Origin of the sequence: Chromobacterium amazonense (genome assembly GCF_001855565.1) — a bacterium.
Classification (GTDB): Bacteria; Pseudomonadota; Gammaproteobacteria; order Burkholderiales; family Chromobacteriaceae; genus Chromobacterium; species Chromobacterium amazonense.
The window spans coordinates 245,143-263,330 of sequence record NZ_MKCR01000032.1; the positions used below are offsets into that span (position 1 = coordinate 245,143).

Annotated in this window: 21 protein-coding genes; 6 read left to right on the plus strand and 15 right to left on the minus strand. The window is 62.6% G+C overall.

Annotation, left to right across the window (positions count from 1 at the left end; all coding sequences use genetic code 11):
• Positions 1-7 precede the first annotated feature (7 nt).
• From recN to BI343_RS16605, 8 genes are all read right to left on the minus strand, one after another.
• Positions 8-1,678, minus strand: a complete 1,671-nt coding sequence (gene recN, locus BI343_RS16570; RefSeq protein WP_071110540.1) for a DNA repair protein RecN — start codon at positions 1,676-1,678, stop codon at positions 8-10.
• Positions 1,679-1,695: 17 nt separating this feature from the next.
• Positions 1,696-2,571 carry an NAD kinase gene (locus tag BI343_RS16575; protein ID WP_043622868.1) on the minus strand — a complete coding sequence of 292 codons (876 nt, stop codon included), beginning with the start codon at positions 2,569-2,571 and terminating at the stop codon, positions 1,696-1,698.
• Positions 2,572-2,580: 9 nt separating this feature from the next.
• The gene (locus BI343_RS16580; RefSeq protein WP_071110598.1) at positions 2,581-3,249 is read right to left on the minus strand and encodes a response regulator transcription factor; all 669 of its coding nucleotides are present in this window, start codon (positions 3,247-3,249) and stop codon (positions 2,581-2,583) included.
• A complete protein-coding gene (locus BI343_RS16585) occupies positions 3,249-5,519 on the minus strand; it encodes an ATP-binding protein (protein ID WP_083341029.1) in 2,271 nt (756 codons plus the stop codon). Before BI343_RS16585 ends, BI343_RS16580 begins: the two co-directional genes overlap by 1 nt.
• Positions 5,520-5,608: 89 nt before the next feature.
• Positions 5,609-6,142: a peptide-methionine (S)-S-oxide reductase MsrA gene (gene msrA / locus BI343_RS16590; protein WP_071110542.1), complete on the minus strand. Its 534-nt coding sequence runs from the start codon at positions 6,140-6,142 to the stop codon at positions 5,609-5,611.
• A gap of 10 nt (positions 6,143-6,152) precedes the next feature.
• Positions 6,153-7,085, minus strand: coding sequence for a histone deacetylase family protein (locus BI343_RS16595; RefSeq protein ID WP_071110543.1), 933 nt, complete (start codon positions 7,083-7,085; stop codon positions 6,153-6,155).
• A 7-nt stretch (positions 7,086-7,092) separates the two neighbouring features.
• A complete protein-coding gene (locus BI343_RS16600; protein ID WP_071110544.1) occupies positions 7,093-7,308 on the minus strand; it encodes a DUF1653 domain-containing protein in 216 nt (71 codons plus the stop codon).
• Positions 7,309-7,366: 58 nt separating this feature from the next.
• Entirely contained in the window at positions 7,367-7,822 is a 456-nt protein-coding gene (locus BI343_RS16605) for a GNAT family N-acetyltransferase (RefSeq protein ID WP_043622858.1), read from the minus strand.
• A 70-nt stretch (positions 7,823-7,892) separates the two neighbouring features.
• On the opposite strand from BI343_RS16605, the gene BI343_RS16610 reads away from it, so the two are divergent.
• Together BI343_RS16610 and BI343_RS16615 are read left to right on the plus strand one after the other, a co-directional pair.
• Positions 7,893-8,840: a tRNA dihydrouridine synthase gene (locus BI343_RS16610; protein WP_071110545.1), complete on the plus strand. Its 948-nt coding sequence runs from the start codon at positions 7,893-7,895 to the stop codon at positions 8,838-8,840.
• Positions 8,841-9,046: 206 nt separating this feature from the next.
• Positions 9,047-10,579, plus strand: coding sequence for a mechanosensitive ion channel family protein (locus BI343_RS16615; RefSeq protein ID WP_043622852.1), 1,533 nt, complete (start codon positions 9,047-9,049; stop codon positions 10,577-10,579).
• 67 nt (positions 10,580-10,646) lie between these two features.
• On the opposite strand, the gene BI343_RS20105 is transcribed toward BI343_RS16615, so the two are convergent.
• The 7 genes from BI343_RS20105 to BI343_RS16645 form a co-directional block, all read right to left on the minus strand.
• A complete protein-coding gene (locus BI343_RS20105; protein ID WP_169829033.1) occupies positions 10,647-10,793 on the minus strand; it encodes a hypothetical protein in 147 nt (48 codons plus the stop codon).
• Positions 10,794-10,931: 138 nt separating this feature from the next.
• A complete protein-coding gene (locus BI343_RS16620; protein WP_071110546.1) occupies positions 10,932-11,528 on the minus strand; it encodes a LexA family protein in 597 nt (198 codons plus the stop codon).
• A 140-nt stretch (positions 11,529-11,668) separates the two neighbouring features.
• Positions 11,669-12,253 carry an HvfX family Cu-binding RiPP maturation protein gene (locus BI343_RS16625; RefSeq protein WP_071110547.1) on the minus strand — a complete coding sequence of 195 codons (585 nt, stop codon included), beginning with the start codon at positions 12,251-12,253 and terminating at the stop codon, positions 11,669-11,671.
• Positions 12,254-12,255: 2 nt separating this feature from the next.
• On the minus strand, positions 12,256-12,969 hold the full coding sequence (locus BI343_RS16630; protein WP_071110548.1) for an HvfC/BufC family peptide modification chaperone: 714 nt from the start codon (positions 12,967-12,969) through the stop codon (positions 12,256-12,258).
• A 16-nt stretch (positions 12,970-12,985) separates the two neighbouring features.
• On the minus strand, positions 12,986-13,825 hold the full coding sequence (locus tag BI343_RS16635; protein ID WP_071110549.1) for an MbnB/TglH/ChrH family RiPP precursor modification enzyme: 840 nt from the start codon (positions 13,823-13,825) through the stop codon (positions 12,986-12,988).
• Positions 13,813-14,109: a hypothetical protein gene (locus tag BI343_RS16640; RefSeq protein WP_071110550.1), complete on the minus strand. Its 297-nt coding sequence runs from the start codon at positions 14,107-14,109 to the stop codon at positions 13,813-13,815. Before BI343_RS16640 ends, BI343_RS16635 begins: the two co-directional genes overlap by 13 nt.
• Before the next feature lie 32 nt (positions 14,110-14,141).
• Complete coding sequence (locus tag BI343_RS16645; RefSeq protein WP_071110551.1) at positions 14,142-15,068, minus strand: MBL fold metallo-hydrolase; 927 nt, start codon at positions 15,066-15,068, stop codon at positions 14,142-14,144.
• Between the two features lie 299 nt (positions 15,069-15,367).
• Here BI343_RS16645 and BI343_RS16650 point away from each other — a divergent pair, with 299 nt between their 5' ends.
• The 4 genes from BI343_RS16650 to BI343_RS16665 are packed head-to-tail and all read left to right on the plus strand — an operon-like array spanning position 15,368 to position 18,090.
• Positions 15,368-15,595: a ParD-like family protein gene (locus BI343_RS16650; protein WP_043622833.1), complete on the plus strand. Its 228-nt coding sequence runs from the start codon at positions 15,368-15,370 to the stop codon at positions 15,593-15,595.
• Complete coding sequence (map, locus tag BI343_RS16655) at positions 15,592-16,383, plus strand: type I methionyl aminopeptidase (RefSeq protein WP_043622830.1); 792 nt, start codon at positions 15,592-15,594, stop codon at positions 16,381-16,383. Before BI343_RS16650 ends, map begins: the two co-directional genes overlap by 4 nt.
• Positions 16,384-16,386: 3 nt before the next feature.
• A complete protein-coding gene (locus tag BI343_RS16660) occupies positions 16,387-17,094 on the plus strand; it encodes a helix-turn-helix transcriptional regulator (protein ID WP_071110552.1) in 708 nt (235 codons plus the stop codon).
• Positions 17,095-17,124: 30 nt separating this feature from the next.
• Positions 17,125-18,090 (plus strand): IS5 family transposase, encoded by a 966-nt coding sequence (locus tag BI343_RS16665; RefSeq protein ID WP_083340712.1) that lies wholly within the window; start codon positions 17,125-17,127, stop codon positions 18,088-18,090.
• Positions 18,091-18,188 lie beyond the last annotated feature (98 nt).

Here is an 18,188-nt window from a genome sequence, read left to right on the forward strand (position 1 = left end):
CGCTTGGCTAGAGGGTGGCCGCGTTGGCTGCCAGCATTTCCGCGGCGTGCTCGCGCGTGGTTTGGGTCAGTTCGGCGCCGCCCAGCATGCGGGCGATTTCCAGCACGCGCTGCTCGGCGTCCAGCGGGGCGATGCGGCTGAGCACCTGGCCTTTATGCTCGCGCTTGCTGACCTGCCAATGGTTTTTGCCGCAGGAGGCCACCTGGGGCAGGTGGGTGATGCACAGCACCTGATAGCGCTGGCCCAGGTCGCGCAGCATGTGGCCGATGACTTCCGCCACGCGGCCGCCTATGCCGACGTCCACTTCGTCGAAGATCAGCGTGGGCACGCTGGCCACCTGGCTGATCACCACCTGCATCGCCAGGCTGATGCGCGACAGTTCGCCGCCGGAAGCCACCTTGGCCAGCGGCCGCAGACTGGTGCCGGCATTGGCCGCCACCAGGTATTCGATGGACTCCATGCCGTGCGCGCCGGGTTCGGCGAGCGCGGACAGTTCGATGGCGAAGCGGGCGCCGCCCATCGCCAGCTTTTGCATTTCGCCGGATATGCGTTCGGACAGTTCGCTGGCGGCTTGGCGGCGCTTGCCGGACAGCGCCTCGGCCAGCGTGCGGTAGCGCGCCAGGCTGGCGGATTCGGCCACGCTCAGCGCTTCCACGTCCACGCTCGCTTCCAGCGCGGCCAGTTGCTGCTGCCAGTCCGCCAGTTTGTCGGCCAGGTCGGCTGGTTGCACGCGGTACTTGCGGGCGGTGCTCATCAACAGGTCCAGCCGGCGTTCCATTTCCACCAGCTGGCTTGGGTCCTGGTCGATGTCGCTGGCGTAGTCGCGCAGGCTGTACACCACTTCGCGCAGCTCGGCGTCTACCGAATCCAGCAGGGAAAGCGTGTCGGCTAGCCTGGGGTCCAGATTGGACAGCTTGGACAGGCGGTTCTGCACATGCGCCAGTTGGCTCAGGCAGCTATCGTCGTTTTCTGACAGCACGTCTACCGCCTGCAGGGCGCTTTGCACCAGTTCGGCCGAGTTGGCGAGCCGGGTGTGGCTTTGGCTCAGCGCCACCCACTCGTCCGGTTGCAGGTTCAGCTCGGTCAGCTCGCCGATCTGCCAGGTCAGGCGTTCGCGCTCCACTTCCGATTCGCGCGACAGCCGTTCGGCGTCCTGCCGGGCCTGGCGCGCGGCCTGCCATTCTTGCCAGGCCTTGTGCACATCGCGCGCCAGGGCGGCGGAGCCGGCGTAGGCGTCCAGCAGCTGGCGCTGAGTCTCGCTCTTCATCAGCGACTGATGCGCGTGTTGGCCGTGGATGTCCACCAGGAATTCGCCCAGCTGTTTCAACTGGGCCAGGGTAGCGGCCTGGCCGTTGACGAAGCTCTTGGAGCGGCCGTTGCGGTCGATCAGCCGGCGCAGCAGCAGCACGCCTTCGTCGCCGGCCAGCTCGTTTCCCGCCAGCCAGGCATCCACTTCCGGCCGTTGCTCGATGGAGAATTCCGCGGTGATTTCCGCGCGCTCGGCGCCTTCGCGCACTTGGGCGCCTTCGGCGCGGTCGCCCAGCAGCAGGCCCAGCGCATCCAGCATGATGGATTTGCCGGCCCCGGTTTCGCCGGTGAGCACGGTGAAGCCGGGTGTGAAGTCCAGCGCGATGCTGTCGACGATGACGAAGTCTTTTACGGTCAGCGAGAGAAGCATGGTGTGTGGTGTGCCGGTTAGATAAGCCGTTCGCCCCAGTGCAGCTTGTGGCGCAGCATGTCGTAGTAGTTGTAGCCCTCGGGGTGCAGGATGCGCAGCGGATTGCGATAGCGGCGGATCAGCACCCGGTCCATTTCCATCAGGTCGCAGTGCAGCTGGCCGTCAAAGTGCACGCGCGCGTCCAGCCCGCGGGTGAGCATGAATTCCACCTCGCAGGAGTCGTTGACGGCAATCGGCCGATTGGACAGCGATTGCGGGCAGATCGGCACCAGGGCGATGGCCTGCAGCGTGGGGTGCAGAATGGGGCCGCCAGAGGCCAGCGAGTAGGCGGTGGAGCCGGTGGGGGTGGACACGATCAGGCCGTCCGAACGCTGGCTGTAGACGAACTGGTTGTCGATGAACACTTCGAATTCGATCATCGACCCCACCGCGCCGCGGCTGAACACCACGTCGTTGAAGGCCAGGGCGCTAGCGACTTCGGCATCTTCGCGGATGACGGCGGCCTGCAGCAGGATGCGGTCTTCCGGCACGAATTTGCCGAGCAGGATGGCGTCTATCGAATCCAGCATCTCGTGCAGCGGGATGTCGGTCATGAAGCCCAGACGGCCCTGGTTGATGCCGACCAGCGGCACGCGGTAGGGCGCCAGCAGGCGGGCGATGGACAGCATGGTGCCGTCGCCGCCCAGCACGATGCACAGATCGGCCAGCTTGCCCATGTCGTTGCGGTCGATCAGCGCGTGGCCGCCGGCCTCGTCCGCGGCGATGCTGTCCTTGTCGATCAGCACCGTGGCGCCGCCGTCTGCCAGATGGTCAGCCAGCTGCAGCAAGGCGGGGGTGATGCCGGGCTTGCTGTGGCGCGCTACTAGACAAATATGTTTGAACAGTCTTTGCATGCGACGATTTTACTGGTTTGACGGCGGTTCGTTGAAAAAAACGTCTTCGCTGCGTTTTTTGCCGGTGGCCTCCAGCGCTTTGAGGTAGAAACGCACCAGGTCGGCCAGGGAATCGACGCCGAGTTTGCTGAACAGATTGGCGCGGTGCACCTCGATGGTGCGCGGCGACAGGTCCAGTTCGCGCGCGATTTCCTTGCTGGACAGGCCATCCGCCACCAGCTCCAGCACTTCGCGCTCGCGGCCGCTGATGCGGGCCAGCTGGCTCATGACCTCCTGGGTTTCCTCTTCCTGCTGGTGCTGCTGGATGCTGATGCGGATGCCGCGGCGCAGGCTGGAGATCAGCCGGTTCTGGTCTATCGGCTTGGTCAGGAAGTCGATGGCGCCAGTCTGGAAGGCGCGCCGGCATTGTTCGATGTCGCCATGGCCGGTGATGAAGACGATGGGGATGTTGATGTCGCGCTCGATCAACTGTTCCTGCAGCGCCAGGCCGGTGATCTGCGGCATGCGGATGTCCAGCACCAGGCAGCAGATCTGGTTGCCTTGGTAGGCATCGAGGAATTCCATCGCGTTGGGATAGCTGACGGTGCGCATGCCCTGCGCGGTGATCAGCATGGCGAGCGAATCCAGCACGGCGGGATCGTCGTCGACGATGAAAACGGTAGGGGTGGTATTTTGCATCAGGCTTCTACTCCGGATGGTGCCGCCGCGCAGCTTGCGGCGCATGGCAGGTCGATGATGAACTCCGCTCCCGAGCCGGGCTTGTTGCCGGCGATCAGCTTGCCGCCAAAGGCTTCGATCGCTGTCTGGCAGATGGCCAGACCCAGGCCCATGCCGTTTGGCTTGGTGCTGAAAAACGGGTCGAAGATCCGGTCCAGCGTGTCCGGGGGAATGCCGCAGCCATTGTCGCCTATGATCAGCTGCACCCGGTTGCCCTGTTTTCGGGTGGTGATGCTCAATCGTCCCCAGGGGCGGGTTTGTTCCATGGCTTCTACTGCATTGCGGGCCAAATTCAGCACCACTTGTTCAAGCTGGATAGTGTCAGCGTATACCAACGGCAACTCATGTGCGAAGTTTTGCTCGATATGGATGTCGTGATCATGCAGTTCGTAATCCAGCAGCGATAGCGCATTGTGCACGGCCTGATTGAGCTGCAACGGCACCAGCTGCTGGTTTTTGCGGGTGACGAATTCGCGCAGGCGGTGGATGATGCGGCCGGCGCGGTCGGCCTGGTTCACCGACGAGGTGAGGGCGCGGCGCAGCATGGCCATATCGATTTCGTCGTCGTCCAGCAGGCTGAGCGCGGCCTGGCAATAACTCATGATGGCCGACAGCGGTTGGTTGATCTCGTGGGCGATGCCCGAGGCCATTTCGCCCATGGTGTTGATGCGCGCCACGCGGGCGAGTTCCATCTCATGCTGGCGCAGGCGGGTTTCGCTGGCCTCCAGCGCGGCCAGCATGCGGCGCCGGATCGGCGCCGTGTCGCGGAAGGTCAGCACGGTGCCGATCAACTGGCCGTTGCGGCCCAGCAGCGGCGACACCGAACCTTCTACCAGCAGCTTTTCGCCGCCGCGCCGCTTCAGGTAGCAGTTTTGCGCCAAGTATACCACTTGCAGCGTGGCTACGGCTTGTTCCACCGGGTCGCGCACCGGTTGGCGGGAAAACTCGTAATGCAGCGGGGCCACCTGCTGCAGGCGGCGCTGCAGCGCTTGGGCGGCGGGTAGGTCCAGCAGCATTTCGGCGGCCGGGTTCAGGTACTGGATGATTTGCTGGGTGTCGATGCTGATGACGGCGTCGCCGATGCTGCGCAAGGCGACGCTGGCGTATTCGCGTTCGCGGTAGATGTCGTCCTGGCTGCGTTCGCGGGCGCGGCGTTGCTGCTCCAGCAGCGCCAGCGCCAGCCACAGCAGGTAGGCCGGCAGCAGGGCGAACAAGCCGCATAGCGCGGCTTCGCCCCATGTGGCGCGCTCAAAGCACAGCTGCCGGCTCAGCAGCAGGTCATAGGGCAGGCCCGGCAAGCTGTCCTGGCGTTGCAGCGTGGGCAGCCATTCGGCCAGGCCGCTTGCCAGGCGTTCCCGCGCCAAGGGCAGCGCGGCGGGCGTTTCGCCATCGCGCCGCAGCAATTGCACGGTGTAGCGTTGGGCGGCGGCGTCCGGCAAGGCCAGCAGCGGTTTCAAATAAATAATCTGCATGACCACGCCGGCCGATTGCTCTATCCGCACCATGGGCACCGGCGAGGGCGGCTCGACGCGGTATACGGTTTGAAATAAGGCGACGCCGGGTTCGCCATTGTAGAGCCGCAGCGTGGGGGAGATGGCTTGCATATGGCCCAGCGCCTGGTGGATCGAGGCGCCCAGCACGCTGTCGTCTAGCAGGTCCAAGCCCATTTCGCGCCAGTCCGGGGACGCCAGTCCCGGCTCCGCCATGCTCAGAGGCAGATAGCGCGAGCGGGCGGGGGCCTCGCGCCACGCGGCTGGATTGCGCCAGCTGTTGTTCTGGTCGTGCAGGTAGTCCTGTATTCGATAAGGCTTGCCCAGCGCGCGTGTCTGTTGTTGTTCGAAGCGCTTGCGCTCCGGCTGGCTGATCAGCGGCTGATAACCGATAAAGTAAAGTTGCGGCTGGCTGGGCGCGGCCGCCTGGGCCAGTTCGCGGATTTGGAGCTGGTTGTTTTGCGGCGCGGCGGCGGCGATTTCCTGGACTTGTTTCTGCAGGCGCAGGCTGTCGCGCAAGGCGCGGTCGGCGCTTTGCCGCAACAGGCTGGCGGTTTCGTGGAATGCCTGGCGCTGTTGCCGGATATCCTGCAGCAGGGTGTGGCCAAACAGCATGCCGAAGGCCAGCAGCCAGCATAGGGCGCTCAGCCATTTGCTGCGCCTTGAGGCGTCTCGCAGCAGTTGCAAATGAGTAGACAGCGCGCAGAGGGCAGTGGGGCGGGGCACTTCAACGTCTGGCATGCTTCTGGCTTCGGTGGGAGCAAGTATGTGGGCGGAATGTCAATGCGTTTCAGCGCACGCCATTATACCGGCCCCGCCCGGCATTGCGCCTAGCTGTTTTGCAATAAATGCGCGAATTTTTGCCGAATCTTGCTCAGTTTTGGCGAAATCACCAGTTGGCAATAGTTTTGCTGCTGGTTTTGCGCATAGTAATTCTGATGATAGTCTTCTGCGGGGTAGAATGTGGCCGAGCCTTCCAGCCGGGTGACGATGGGCGCGTCGAATACGCCGTCCTGCTCCAGCTGGCGCATGATTTCCACTGCGACGGCGCGCTGCGCGTCGTTCTGGCAGAAAATCACCGAGGCGTACTGGCTGCCGACGTCGTGCCCCTGGCGGTTCAGCGTGGTCGGGTCGTGCACGGCGAAGAAGACTTGCAACAGGGTGGCGTAATCGATGACGGCCGGGTCGAAGGCGACGCTCACCACTTCCACATGACCGGTATCGCCGCCGCAAACCTGTTTGTAGCTGGGGTTGGCGCCCTGGCCGCCGCAATAGCCGGATACCACGCTGGCGACGCCGCGCAGCGGCGCGAAAGCCGCTTCCAGGCACCAGAAGCATCCGCCGCCCAAAACCGCTTTTTCCATGTTTCCTCCTTCAGCTTTCAATGATTCGAGACGCCGCGGCGCGCAGTTCTGCGTCGCCAAAGGCGGCGCAAGCCAGTTTGACGGTTTCCGCCTGGATTGTCACGGTGTCTTCTATCGGCACGGCGTAGCCGCCGGCCATGGTCAGCGCCAGCGCGGCATCGTGGCGGCGGCAGGCATCCAGCACCATGCGGTCGCGTTCCGCCAAACCCTGCTTTGATAAGCCCAGTCGGCCTAATCGGTCGCCATGATAGGGGTCGGCGCCGGCCAGATAGAACACCAGATCGGGCCGCGAGGCCTCGAACACCTGCGGCAGGGCCTGCGCCAGCGCGGCCAGATAGCCGTCGTCGTCCGTATTGTCCGGAAGGTCGATGTCCAGCGTGCTGGCCTCGCGGCGGAAGGGGAAGTTGCGCGCGCCGTGCATGGAAAAAGTGTAGATGCGTGGCTCGCCCGCGGCCATGGACGCGGTGCCGTTGCCCTGATGCACATCGAGATCCACCACCAGCACGCGGCGCGCGCGCGCCTCGTTCAGCATCAACATGGCAGCGACGGCGACGTCGTTGAACACGCAGAAGCCGCTGCCCTTGGCGCGCGAGGCGTGGTGGGTGCCGCCCGCCAAGTTGACGCCGCAACCCTCAAGCAGGGCGCAGCGGCTGGCAGCGATGGTGGCGCCGACCGAGCGCAGGCTGCGCTCGACCAGCTCCGGCGACCACGGTAGGCCGATCTCGCGTTGCAGCCTGGGATCGAGCGTGCCGCTCAGCACGGCCTCTATGTAGTGCGGATCATGGGCGGTGGTCAGTTCCTGCCGCGTGGCGGCCGGCGCCGGCTCCATCCATGGCGCGGCGAAAGCCGCCACCTTGTCGGCCAGTAGCCGGTATTTTTCCGCGGGGAAACGGTGGCCTGCCGGCAGCGGCAGCGGAAACTGGTCGGTGCGGTAGAGGCGCATCGCGCATTCAGAGAGGCTGGATCAGGGCAAAGCGAGGCACGAGGCGGCCTTCGTGCTCCACCGTTTCTGTGAACATCACCGCCGGCCGCGCCCACAGGCCGTATTCGCCGTAGAGCGCGCGGTACATCACGATAGGTTCGTTGGTTTCCGTGTGCATGGCGACGTCCAGTACCTGATAGAGCTGGCGATTGCGGAAATGTTGATAGATGCCGGGAGCGGGCATGCTGGCCTCCTGCTTGGGTAGAACGGGGGGCGAGGATGCCGCAAGCCGGGCGGCAGCGTCAAGGATGCTCGCTGTTCCAGTAGTAGACCCGGAAATCCCGGTCCAGGGTAAAGCCGGCGCGTTCGTACAGTTGTTGCGCCGTTTGATTGTCGTGCGCGGTCTGCAGCATGATCTCGCCGCCGCCCAGGTCGCGGGCGTATTGTTGACAGCGCTGGATCAGCAGCTCGCCGATCCCTTTGCCGCGGGCTTCCGGCGCGACGTAAAGGTCGTGCAGCACCCAGCAAGGTTTCAGCGTCAGCGAGGAAAAACCGGTATACAACAGGGCAAAGCCCCGCGGTTGTTCGTCTTCCCTGGCGATGAAGGCCACGGCCTGGCGGCGGCGCAATCTTTCGCTTAGATACTCTTGGCAGGCTTCAGCCGGGTGGCTGACGCGGTAAAAGCCTAGATAGGCGGTGAACAGCGGCAGCCAGTCGGCGACGGATTCAGGTGTGGCAATGGCGATGGAGGCGGGCATCGGTCAATCTCCCTGATGTTTATCTTGGTGTTGGGTTACAATAACTCCCTTTTTCTCAGCAGGTTAGACAATGAAGCTGGTCCTCGCCCCCATGGAGGGTCTGGTCGACGATGTGATGCGCGATGTGCTGACCCGCATTGGCGGCATCGATTTGTGCGTCACAGAATTCGTCCGCGTCACTTCCGTGCTGCTGCCCACCCGCACCTTCATGCGGTTGGCGCCGGAGCTGGCCCATGGCGGCAAGACCCGTGCCGGCGCGCCGGTTCGCGTGCAACTGCTGGGGTCCGATCCTGCCTGTCTGGCTGAAAACGGCGCCAAAGCCGCCGCGCTGGGCGCGCCGGGAGTTGATTTGAATTTCGGCTGTCCCGCGCCGACTGTCAACCGTCACCGTGGCGGCGCGATATTGCTGAATGAGCCGGAACTGCTGCATCAGATCGTCGCGGCCACCCGGCGCGCGGTGCCGGCCGACATCCCCGTCACCGCCAAGATGCGGCTGGGCTACGAGGACAAGAGCCGGGCGTTGGAGTGCGCGCAGGCCATCGCCAGCGCCGGCGCCGACGAATTGACGGTGCATGGCCGCACCAAGGTGGAGGGCTACAAGCCGCCGGCGCATTGGGACTGGATTGCCCGCATCCGCGAGGCGCTGACGATTCCGGTGATCGCCAATGGCGAGGTCTGGACCTTGGACGACTATCGGGCGATCCGCGCGGAAAGCGGCTGCGACACGGTGATGATAGGCCGTGGGCTGGTGGCCTGTCCGGATCTGGCGGCGCGCATCATTGCCGGCGGGCCGGCGCAGCCTATGGCCTGGGCGGACATGCTGCCATGGGTGGAGGACTTTTTCCGCCAATGCTGGCGGAAGTCCGCGGAGAACCGTTATCCGGCGGCGCGGCTGAAGCAGTGGCTCGGTTTGCTCAAGCGCAGCTGGCCGGAGGCGGCGGAGCTGTTTGAGCAAGTGCGGCGCGAGCAAGAGGCTGAAAAGATTGAGGATATTCTAAAGGCAAAATTGGGTAAGTAGATATACTCATATCGCCAGAGGGATGTTGTTGATAACATCAAATGGCGTTGTGCTTTGGTATAGGCGCAGCGTTGTAAATTCTGCCGGCCGCCTGGCTGCGGAACTTACACTTCCCCGATACCTTGCACCCTCCCTTAAAACGGGAGGGATTTTTTTTGTGCTCTGTCATGAACTATTAATAAAACAAAAGTCGTGACGGAAAATTCATGGAATCCCTCCCCGCGGTCGGCTGGCTGGAAAGCCTGATGTCCATTGCCTGGCATGGATCGCTGGCCTTGTTTGTCGGCGTGACGGCCTTGTTCGCCGCGCTGCTCTATGCCTTGCGCCGCGATAGCCGCACACCCGTCGCGCGCTCCTTGGGGATCGCGCTGTTTTGCCTGTTGCTGATCAACTTCAACCTGACTGGCGTTGTCGGTCAAGTGCTGCGTCAGGCGGCGGTGGTGGTGGTGGGCCTGGCGCTGATCCGCGTATGGGCCATGCTGATGTTCCGCTTGCTGATTCCTATCCTCAGGCTGCATCCGTCTCGGATTCTGGAAGACATCGTCGTGGCTATAGGCTATGTAGGCTGGGGCCTGGTGTTATTGCGCCTGGCCGGGCTGGATCTAAGCCACATCGTCACCACGTCGGCCGTCATCACCGCGGTGCTGGCCTTTTCCATGCAGGATACGCTGGGCAACCTCCTGGCTGGACTGACTCTGCAGTTTGACAACTCCGTCGATATCGGCGACTGGGTCAAGGCTGGCGATCTGATCGGCCGGGTGGTCGAAATCAATTGGCGCGCCACTGTTTTGGAAACGCGAAACTGGGAAACCGTGGTGATTCCCAACAGCGTGCTGGTGAAGAACCACTTTTCCATCCTCGGCAAGCGCCATGGCGCCGATAGGCAATGGCGGCGCTGGATCTGGTTCAATATCAATTGGGAGACGCTGCCGACGCAGATCATCAGCGTGGTGGAGCATTCCTTGCGGGAGGCTCAGCTGCCGGGCGTGGCGCAGTCGCCGGAGCCGAGCTGCATCCTGATGGCCTTTGAAAACGGCTTCAGCCGCTATGCGGTGCGCTATTGGCTGACCGATCTGTCGGCGGACGATTATACCGACTCCGTCGTGCGCACCCACATCGACGCGGCTCTGCGCCGGCATAATCTGCGCATGGCCTCGCCATTCTTCAATGTGCTGACGATCAAGGAAAACGAGAAATACATCGAAGCGCGGATGAAGCGCCATCTGGAGGAGCGCGTGCTGGCGCTGCGCAAGGTGGAGCTGCTGTCCGGCCTGAACGATGAAGAAATGGTGATTCTGGCTGACCGTCTGAAATTCACGCCGTTTGTCACCGGCGACATCATCATGCATCAGGGGGCGGTGGCGCACTGGCTGTATATCATGCTGTCCGGCGAGGTGGAAGTGTGGGTGACGCTGCCCGACGGCCGGCGCAAGCTGGTGGATGTGTTGAAAGCCGGCAGCTTCTTTGGCGAGATGGGTTTAATGACTGGGGAGTCGCGCAGCGGCACGGTGATCGCCCGGTCCAATGTGGAATGCCTGAGGCTGGACAAGGAGGCGTTTCAGGCCATCTTGGTCTCGCGCAAGGAATTGGCGGAGACCATTTCGTCAATCCTGGCGGAACGGCTGGAGGAGCGTCGCAGGAAAATGCCGGAAGCCCTGTTGGACGAGACCGATGGGGTGCCGCATGGCGGCGAACTGGTGGAGCGCATTCGCAATTTCTTTGGGCTGAACAAGCATTGACCCATCCTCCAGCCTGCCATTCCTGAGCCGCGTCTTGCCATTCGCAGGGCTTCCGGCCTGCCGAGGTTCAGACAAACTGCACCGGCACAAACACATGGCGGCCGGTGCGGCTGGTCAGCACCTGGGGTTGGCCTTCTATCATGGCGCGATAAGGGCGCGGCAGGCGCTTCCAGTCGTTGAACTTCATCTTGATGTGATCGCTGTGCTTTCCCATGTAAGATCTCCTGTTTTTGCTTGTGCTGACAAAACAACGAGCCGTGCATTTGCTTGCCGATAGGCGTCGCTAAGCACGCCGTGATCCTGGGTTGCGCATTCCTGCTTGGCATGCGCTGCGAGGCGTGATTGGCGTCGCCTAGTCGACTTTGTGGATGACATTGGTCACTACGCCCCAGATATGAAACGAAGCGTCTTCCGGCACGGTTATCGGCTGATAGGCCGGATTCTCCGGCAGCAGCCGCAGGCCATCCGGGCCGCGCTCCAGCCGCTTTACGGTGAGTTCGCCATTGAGCGCGGCCACCACCACTTTGCCGTTGCGCGGTTCGCTGACGCGCTCCACCAGCAGCAGGTCGCCGTCATGGATGCCGGCGCCCTGCATCGAATCGCCCTTGACCCGCACCATGAAGGTGTCGCCGGGGCGATTCACCAGGTGCGTGTTCAGGTCGATGTCGGCTTCCTTCATGTCGTCCGCCGCCACCGGAGAGCCGGCGGGCACGCTGCCGGCGAACAGCGGCAGCGACAGTTCGCTCAACTGAGCGCCCAGGGTGCGGAAGTCGAAGGCTTGCTCGCTGTTGACGGTGCGCCAGCTGCGATAATCTTCCAGCCATTGCTGCAGAATGCCGCGCAGCGGCTCCGGCACGCGGACGGCGACGGTTTTGTCGCCGCCGAAGGCGGATTTGCGACCAGCGCCTGAGCGTTTGCCGCCGTGCTGATTGGGTTTGTCGATTTCCATGATTTGATTTTGTACAATTTCAAATGGAATTGCAAGAATTACGTCAGAGCATGGGGCTGTGGGCGGGGGAGGCTTGGAAAATCAAGGATGCGGCTGTGGGATTCAAACCACAGTCCGCACCGGGAGGGCGTGGCGGGGGCTTACTTGGCGAAGCGTCGGCGCAGCCAATAGTCGGCGCTGACGAAGCGCCCGCCGCCGTAGAAGAACAGCACCAGCAGCATGATGAAGTAGGTGGCGGCGAACTCGATGCCGTTGTTCAAGATCACCGGGTCTCCCAGTTCGGTGATGTAGTTGTATCGGCCTGGGAAGTTCTCGGCCAGCCAGGACAGAAATCCGGCCAGGCGCTGGCTGGATTCCATGCTTTTGTCGGCGATGGCCAGCCAGCCGCGCGGCAAGTGCACCATGGCGCTGGCGGCGCTCATCAGCACCATCATCGGGATGGCCATGACGCGGGTGAACAAGCCTAGCGCGATGCACAGCAGGCCCAATGCCTCGGTGGCCGCCGCCAGGAAGGCGAACGCTGCCGGAAAAGGCAGCCCAAGACCACCCTCGCTCGCCGGCGCGCCGAACCAGGCGACCGCTGCGCTGAAGCCGACAACCTTCGAATGGGCGCCGACATAGATCACCGGCAGCAGGTAGAGCCGGATGCTCAGCAGGGCGATGAAGTCGTATTGTTTGCAGGCGGCAACCGCTCGGTCGAATCCATTCATTATTTTGGCAATCATTTTCATACTCCTTGTGTGGCGGCTGGGCGGCGCGCGCTTCTGTTCATGGACTCCAGGCCCGGTTGGCTTGTCTGGAGCAGCCCCGTCGCGATGGCGTCCAGCAGCCACTGGCGCAGCGGCGCCGCATCCGCCATCGCGCAGGCGGTCTCCAGCGACGCGTAGCCGCGCGGCGTCTCCAGCCCGGCTAGCACGTGGCGGTCGAAGCGGTTCAAAGGTTTTTGCCGCACTTGGTGGCGGGCGTCGCGGAAAATGGCGAATGCGCCTGACAGGCTCGCCGCTTTCAGATCCAGCTCGATGCAGGTCAGCGTGGGATTGAGCGAGAGGATGGCCTCTTCCAGCGGCGCGCCGCTTGCCGGCTCGACCACGGCTGGGTCAATCTCCGCTTTCAGCAGCACCCACTCGTACTCCAGGCACTGCCGCAGCGCGGCAGGCGCGCTGGGTTGCATGAAAACCAGAAACTCGGTGGCGATGTGGTGGAATTCCGGCGCGCTGGCCGAGTGGTGCGCCAGAAAGCCATCTATCTGCCGGCGCAAGGTGGCGGCGTCGACCTGGCTGACGTACAGTGGAAATACGTGCTTCACCACCTCCTCGATATTGCTGCGCAGGAAATCCCGGTACAGCTTGATGGCCGGCGTGAGCTCGCCGGCATCGGTTTGGGGCGCGCGCAGCAGTCGGTTGAAGCGCCGGCCCGCCTCCAGCGTTGAATGGGCGTTCATGACATATCCTTTCTGCTCAGGCGGCCTGAGGCGCCGGCTGGCCTATCCATTTGCGCAGCCCTGTCGCTTCGTCTCGCAGCTCAGGCCAGCCTGGAATGTGGTTGTCCCGTTCCAGCACCAGTGGCCGCGGGCCGTGCAGGGCTACGGTCTGCCGCGCCAGTTCAAGCACCTCGCCGCATACCGCGGCGCCGTGGGTATCGATCAGCACGCCATCGTCGCTGCGCCAGTGGCCGGCGATATGGAAGTAGCGGATGGCCGGAGAGGGCAGGCTGGCGATAAAGCCTTGCGGGTCGTAGCCATGATTGGCGGCGTTGACGTAGACATTGTTGATGTCCAGCAGCATCTGGCAGCCGCTTTGCTCGAGGACGCGGCGGATGAAAACGGCCTCGTCCATTTGCCCGGCATGGCAGTGGTAGTGGCTGATGTTTTCCAGCACCAGCGGCCGCTGCAGAATGTCCTGCGCCTGTTTGATCTTGGCCGCGATCCGGTCCGCCATGTCCTCGCAGCGCGGTATGGGCAGCAGATCGTACAAATAGCCCTGCCGGTCGCGGGAGTAGCTCAGGTGGTCGCTGTAAATGTCTATCCGGTAGCGATCGAGGAAGCGTTTCACCCGGACGAGGAAGTCCGTATCCAGCGGCAGCGCGTCGCCTATCGACAGGCTGAGGCCATGAGCGACCAGCGGGTACTTCCCCGATAGCCGCTCAAGCTGCTCGCGTTTGCGGCCGCCGACGTCCAGCCAGTTTTCCACCGTCAGTTCCAGAAAGTCTATGCCGGGTTGCGGCTCTTGGTCGGCCAGCCATTGCGCGTGCTCGGCGCGCAGCCCGACGCCGATGGCTGTGGGGTTTATTGACCGCATACCCCCTCCACCATCTTGCAGCGCGACTGATCAGGCTTGAGGCCTTGCCCGGTCTTGCCGCATTTGCCATCGCGGGCGCGTACCAGCTGGTCTTGCGGGTCGTGTTGGATGTCGGCCTTCTCGTACATTTTCACCGTGCCGCATTTGCCGCTGGCGCATTTGCCGCCGTTGCCGCTTTCGCTTTGCACCGTTTTTGCGGGCTGAGAAGGTTCGGCCTGCACGGGCTCGGCGTTCAGGCCGATCAGCGATGTCATGGCAATGGAGAGAATGATCTGGTTTTTCATATTGAGCCTCATGGGATTCAGGTTTTTGGAAGTCAGCGCACTGGGAAGCACGACAGGTCGCGGCTGGCGTATATCGGGCCGGCGTAGAGTTTCCGAATGATCCGGATGGATTGATCCTTCACCCGCAGGCTCTTGCCCATGAGGTGGTTCAGCACCAGCTGTTTGGGTTTTGCCGCTGCGGCGATGCGGCCGATGGCGGACGGTTTGGCGTGCAGGAAAGCCGAGGCCGGGTCGGCTTGTTCGTCGATGGCCAGCGGCATCACCAGAATGTCAGCGTTTTTGGCGAATTCGAGGAAGTTGGGATTGCTGCCGTTCTGATCGGCGGAGATCACGATGCGTCCATCGGGCGTATCGATGCGATACGCGAGCGCCGGCACCTTGCCGTGCGGAATGCCAAGCGCGCTGATGGTGATGCCGTCTTTGTCGTATACCTTGGTGGGCATTGCCTTGCGGAAATCCACATCGGAGAGTTTCACTTTCAGCGGAATGTCTCCGCTGCCGGAATAGATTCCGGACAGGTAGGCGTAGGCGCCGTTTTTGGCATTGAACTGGGCATGCATGAAGCCGCTCAGGCTGGGGAAGCCCGCGCCGCCGGCCGGGCCCGCGATGTCGATCTGATGCGGCGCGAGGAAAAAATAACTGCCCTTCAGCAAGGCCGGCAGGTCGGTGACATGGTCGGTATGGAAATGGGTCAGGCCGATGAAGCTGACATCCTCAAGCCGGGCACCGGACTGGCCAAAGCGGAGGTAGGCTCCGCCGCCTGCATCGATCAGCGCCACTGGTTTGTTCTTCCACCAGATCAGCGAGGCGGATGAAGCTCTGCCATCGTCGGAAATGGGGCCGCCAGACCCCAGCAGCTGTAGGGTGTAGCGCTTGTTTTCACATTGGGTTGGGCTGGCGGCCGCCGCGGCGGCCGCGCAGGTCAGGCTGAGCGACGCAACGAGCATGCGAATTTTCATTTTGTACTCCTTGGCTGGGTGCGACGTCAGAATGGGGTGTGAGGCGGAAAATGCGCTTCAAAGTGAATTTTTCCTTGATTTAAGCTGAATTTGCCGACTTTTTGCCGATGATGCTGACGATTTCACCTTGATGATGGTCAAAGCTTATCATTGAACATGTATTGATATAATTTATATATTTAATATGAATAAGTAGTATTTCTAATATTTTCCCTCATAGCCATCTGTATCTGCTTGTCAGGGCGTCATGCGATTATTAATATACGTTTCATATATTGTTTGCTTGCTGGAGGCGAGCCATGGGCATCGTCAAGATTTCCGAGCAGATGCATGACAATCTGCGCACCGCCAGCGAGGCGCTGAGCCGCTCCATCAATTCCCAGGCCGAGCACTGGCTGCGCATCGGCATGCTGGCGGAGCTGCACCCCGACTTGCGCTACAGCGAGATCTGCCAGCTGCTGCTGCGCGCGAGCCAAGACGGCGCCGGGCTGGATCTGCCGCGGCAGGGCGAGGGGGTGGCGCGATGAGCCGTGTGGTGATCAAGTCCCCGGCCGAGGTGGCCAAGGCGCGCGAGGCGGGCAAGCTGGTGGCGGAACTGCTGGCCATGATAGGCGAGCATGTGAAGCCCGGCGTCAGCACCGAAGAACTGGATGCGCGCTGCCATGAGCACATCGTCAAGGTGCAGCGCGCCAAACCGGCCAATGTAGGCTATTACGGCTATCCCAAGACCATCTGCGCCTCGGTCAATCAGGTGGTGTGCCATGGCATTCCGTCGCCCAAGCAGATTTTGCGCGACGGCGACATCATCAATATCGACGTGGCGGTGATCAAGAACGGTTGGCATGGCGACAGCAGCCGCATGTTCTATGTCGGCACGCCCAGTCCGGAAGCCAAGCGTCTGGTGGAGACCTGCTATGAGGCGATGCGCGCCGGCATACGCGCGGTGCGACCGGGCGCTTCGCTCGGCGACATCGGCCACGCCATCCAGACCCTGACCGAGGGCGCGGGCTTCAGCGTGGTGCGCGAATATTGCGGCCACGGCATCGGTAAGGTGTACCACGAAGAGCCGGAGGTGCTGCATTACGGCCGTCCGGGCATCGGCATGAAACTGAAACCCGGCATGGTGTTCACCATCGAGCCGATGATCAACGCCGGCCAGGCATCCACCCGCCAGCTGGGCGACGGCTGGACGGTGGTGACGCAGGATGGCTCGTGGTCCGCCCAATGGGAGCATATGGTGGCGGTGACCGATCATGGCTATGAGGTGTTGACGCCATGGCCGGACGGGACTGACGGTTATCCTGCGATAAGCTGAGCCATGGCGCGTTCCGAACGACTGTTGGACTTGCTGCAGCTGCTGCGGCGCTATCGCCTGCCGGTGACGGCGCAGGCGCTGGCCGACCAGCTCGGCGTCAGCGTGCGCACCGTCTATCGCGACATCGCCAGCCTGCAGCTGCAGGGGGCGGATATCGCCGGCGAGCCGGGCATGGGCTACCAGTTGCGGCCGGGCTTTCTGCTGCCGCCCTTGATGTTCGCCGAAGAAGAGATCGAGGCGCTGGTGCTGGGCATGCGCTGGGTGGAAAAGCGGGGCGATCCGCGTCTGGCCAACGCCGCCGGCAATGCGCTGGCAAAGGTGGCGGCGGTGCTGCCGGACGATCTGCGGCGGCGTCTGGAAGATGAGACCTTGCTGGTCGGGCCGGCGGAGGGGCCGCTGATGGCTGTGGACATGGCCGCGTTGCGCGACGCCATTCGCCAGCAGCGCAAACTGACTTTGTGTTATCGAGACATCAAGGGAGACGATAGCCAACGGATCGTGTGGCCATTCGCCGTCGGCTTCTTTGAAAAAGTGCAGGTGCTGGCGGCATGGTGCGAGCTGCGGCAGGACTTTCGCCATTTCCGCTGCGACCGGATTCAACAGTGCGAAAGCCTGAATGAACGCTATCCGCGCCGCCGCCAGGCTTTGTTAAGAGAATGGCGGCAGCGCTTGGGAAGGTCTGAACAAGTCTCCAATCTTCCCGTAAACTGACTCCCCCTCAGTCAGATCCAGGACGCCAGCATGCGACAGCAGATGACCTTCACCGATCTCGAACTCGCCGCTAAGAAGAAGCGCACCCGCCGCGAAATCTTTCTGACAGAGATGGATCAGGTCATGCCTTGGGCGCAGCTCGAAGCCGTCATCGATCCAGTGTATCCCAAGCCTGGCAACGGTCGCCGCCCCTACCCGTTGTCCGCCATGCTGCGCGTCTACTGCCTGCAGCACTGGTACAGCCTGTCCGATCCCGCCATGGAAGAAAGCCTGTACGAGATCGCCTCCATGCGCCAGTTCGCCGGCCTCTCCCTGGACGCCGTCCCGGACGAAACCACCCTGCTGAACTTCCGCCATCTGCTGGAAAAGCACCAGCTGACCCACGCTCTGTTTACCGCCATCCACCAGCATCTCTGCGACAAAGGGCTGATGTTGAAGCAAGGCACCATCGTCGATGCCACCCTGATCCACGCGCCCAGCTCCACCAAAAACGCTCAGGGCGAGCGCGATCCGGACATGCATCAAACCAAGAAGGGCAATCAGTGGTACTTCGGCATGAAGGCCCATATCGGCGTCGACGCCCAGTCCGGCTTGGTGCATCACGTGGCCGGCACCCCCGCCAATGTGGCGGATGTCACGATGGTCGATCAGTTGTTGCACGGCGAGGAAATCGATGTGTTTGGCGACGCCGGCTTTGCTGGCGTGCACAAGCGAGCCGAACACCAATCGCGAGCGGTGCGTTGGTGGATTGCGATGAGGCCCGGCCAGCGCAAAGCGCTGACCGATTCAGCCGACGACCGGCAGATCCAGCTGGGCGAAATGGTCAAAGCCAAGATTCGGGCCAAAGTGGAGCATCCGTTTCGGGTCATCAAGCAGCAGTTTGGCTACCTGAAAACACGCTACCGCGGTTTGAAGAAGAACACCGCGCAACTGATGACGCTGTTTGGGCTGGCCAACATCTGGCTGGCGCGAAAGGCCTTGCTGGCGGCGAGTTAAAAGGCCGGATGACCGGAAGCACCCGGTCATCCTCATGGCGGGCGATCTGGAATTGGTGGGTGAAATGCAACCGAAGCCCCGCGAGAAATTGCATTTCT

What these genes read in the sequence shown, in the direction of transcription:
- recN (WP_071110540.1), bottom strand. Translation starts at nt 1,678, where the DNA reads ATGCTTCTCTCGCTGACCGTAAAAGACTTCGTCATCGTCGACAGCATC.
- BI343_RS16575 (WP_043622868.1), bottom strand. Translation starts at nt 2,571, where the DNA reads ATGCAAAGACTGTTCAAACATATTTGTCTAGTAGCGCGCCACAGCAAG.
- BI343_RS16580 (WP_071110598.1), bottom strand. Translation starts at nt 3,249, where the DNA reads ATGCAAAATACCACCCCTACCGTTTTCATCGTCGACGACGATCCCGCC.
- BI343_RS16585 (WP_083341029.1), bottom strand. Translation starts at nt 5,519, where the DNA reads ATGCCAGACGTTGAAGTGCCCCGCCCCACTGCCCTCTGCGCGCTGTCT.
- msrA (WP_071110542.1), bottom strand. Translation starts at nt 6,142, where the DNA reads ATGGAAAAAGCGGTTTTGGGCGGCGGATGCTTCTGGTGCCTGGAAGCG.
- BI343_RS16595 (WP_071110543.1), bottom strand. Translation starts at nt 7,085, where the DNA reads ATGCGCCTCTACCGCACCGACCAGTTTCCGCTGCCGCTGCCGGCAGGC.
- BI343_RS16600 (WP_071110544.1), bottom strand. Translation starts at nt 7,308, where the DNA reads ATGCCCGCTCCCGGCATCTATCAACATTTCCGCAATCGCCAGCTCTAT.
- BI343_RS16605 (WP_043622858.1), bottom strand. Translation starts at nt 7,822, where the DNA reads ATGCCCGCCTCCATCGCCATTGCCACACCTGAATCCGTCGCCGACTGG.
- BI343_RS16610 (WP_071110545.1), top strand. Translation starts at nt 7,893, where the DNA reads ATGAAGCTGGTCCTCGCCCCCATGGAGGGTCTGGTCGACGATGTGATG.
- BI343_RS16615 (WP_043622852.1), top strand. Translation starts at nt 9,047, where the DNA reads ATGGAATCCCTCCCCGCGGTCGGCTGGCTGGAAAGCCTGATGTCCATT.
- BI343_RS20105 (WP_169829033.1), bottom strand. Translation starts at nt 10,793, where the DNA reads ATGGGAAAGCACAGCGATCACATCAAGATGAAGTTCAACGACTGGAAG.
- BI343_RS16620 (WP_071110546.1), bottom strand. Translation starts at nt 11,528, where the DNA reads ATGGAAATCGACAAACCCAATCAGCACGGCGGCAAACGCTCAGGCGCT.
- BI343_RS16625 (WP_071110547.1), bottom strand. Translation starts at nt 12,253, where the DNA reads ATGATTGCCAAAATAATGAATGGATTCGACCGAGCGGTTGCCGCCTGC.
- BI343_RS16630 (WP_071110548.1), bottom strand. Translation starts at nt 12,969, where the DNA reads ATGAACGCCCATTCAACGCTGGAGGCGGGCCGGCGCTTCAACCGACTG.
- BI343_RS16635 (WP_071110549.1), bottom strand. Translation starts at nt 13,825, where the DNA reads ATGCGGTCAATAAACCCCACAGCCATCGGCGTCGGGCTGCGCGCCGAG.
- BI343_RS16640 (WP_071110550.1), bottom strand. Translation starts at nt 14,109, where the DNA reads ATGAAAAACCAGATCATTCTCTCCATTGCCATGACATCGCTGATCGGC.
- BI343_RS16645 (WP_071110551.1), bottom strand. Translation starts at nt 15,068, where the DNA reads ATGAAAATTCGCATGCTCGTTGCGTCGCTCAGCCTGACCTGCGCGGCC.
- BI343_RS16650 (WP_043622833.1), top strand. Translation starts at nt 15,368, where the DNA reads ATGGGCATCGTCAAGATTTCCGAGCAGATGCATGACAATCTGCGCACC.
- map (WP_043622830.1), top strand. Translation starts at nt 15,592, where the DNA reads ATGAGCCGTGTGGTGATCAAGTCCCCGGCCGAGGTGGCCAAGGCGCGC.
- BI343_RS16660 (WP_071110552.1), top strand. Translation starts at nt 16,387, where the DNA reads ATGGCGCGTTCCGAACGACTGTTGGACTTGCTGCAGCTGCTGCGGCGC.
- BI343_RS16665 (WP_083340712.1), top strand. Translation starts at nt 17,125, where the DNA reads ATGCGACAGCAGATGACCTTCACCGATCTCGAACTCGCCGCTAAGAAG.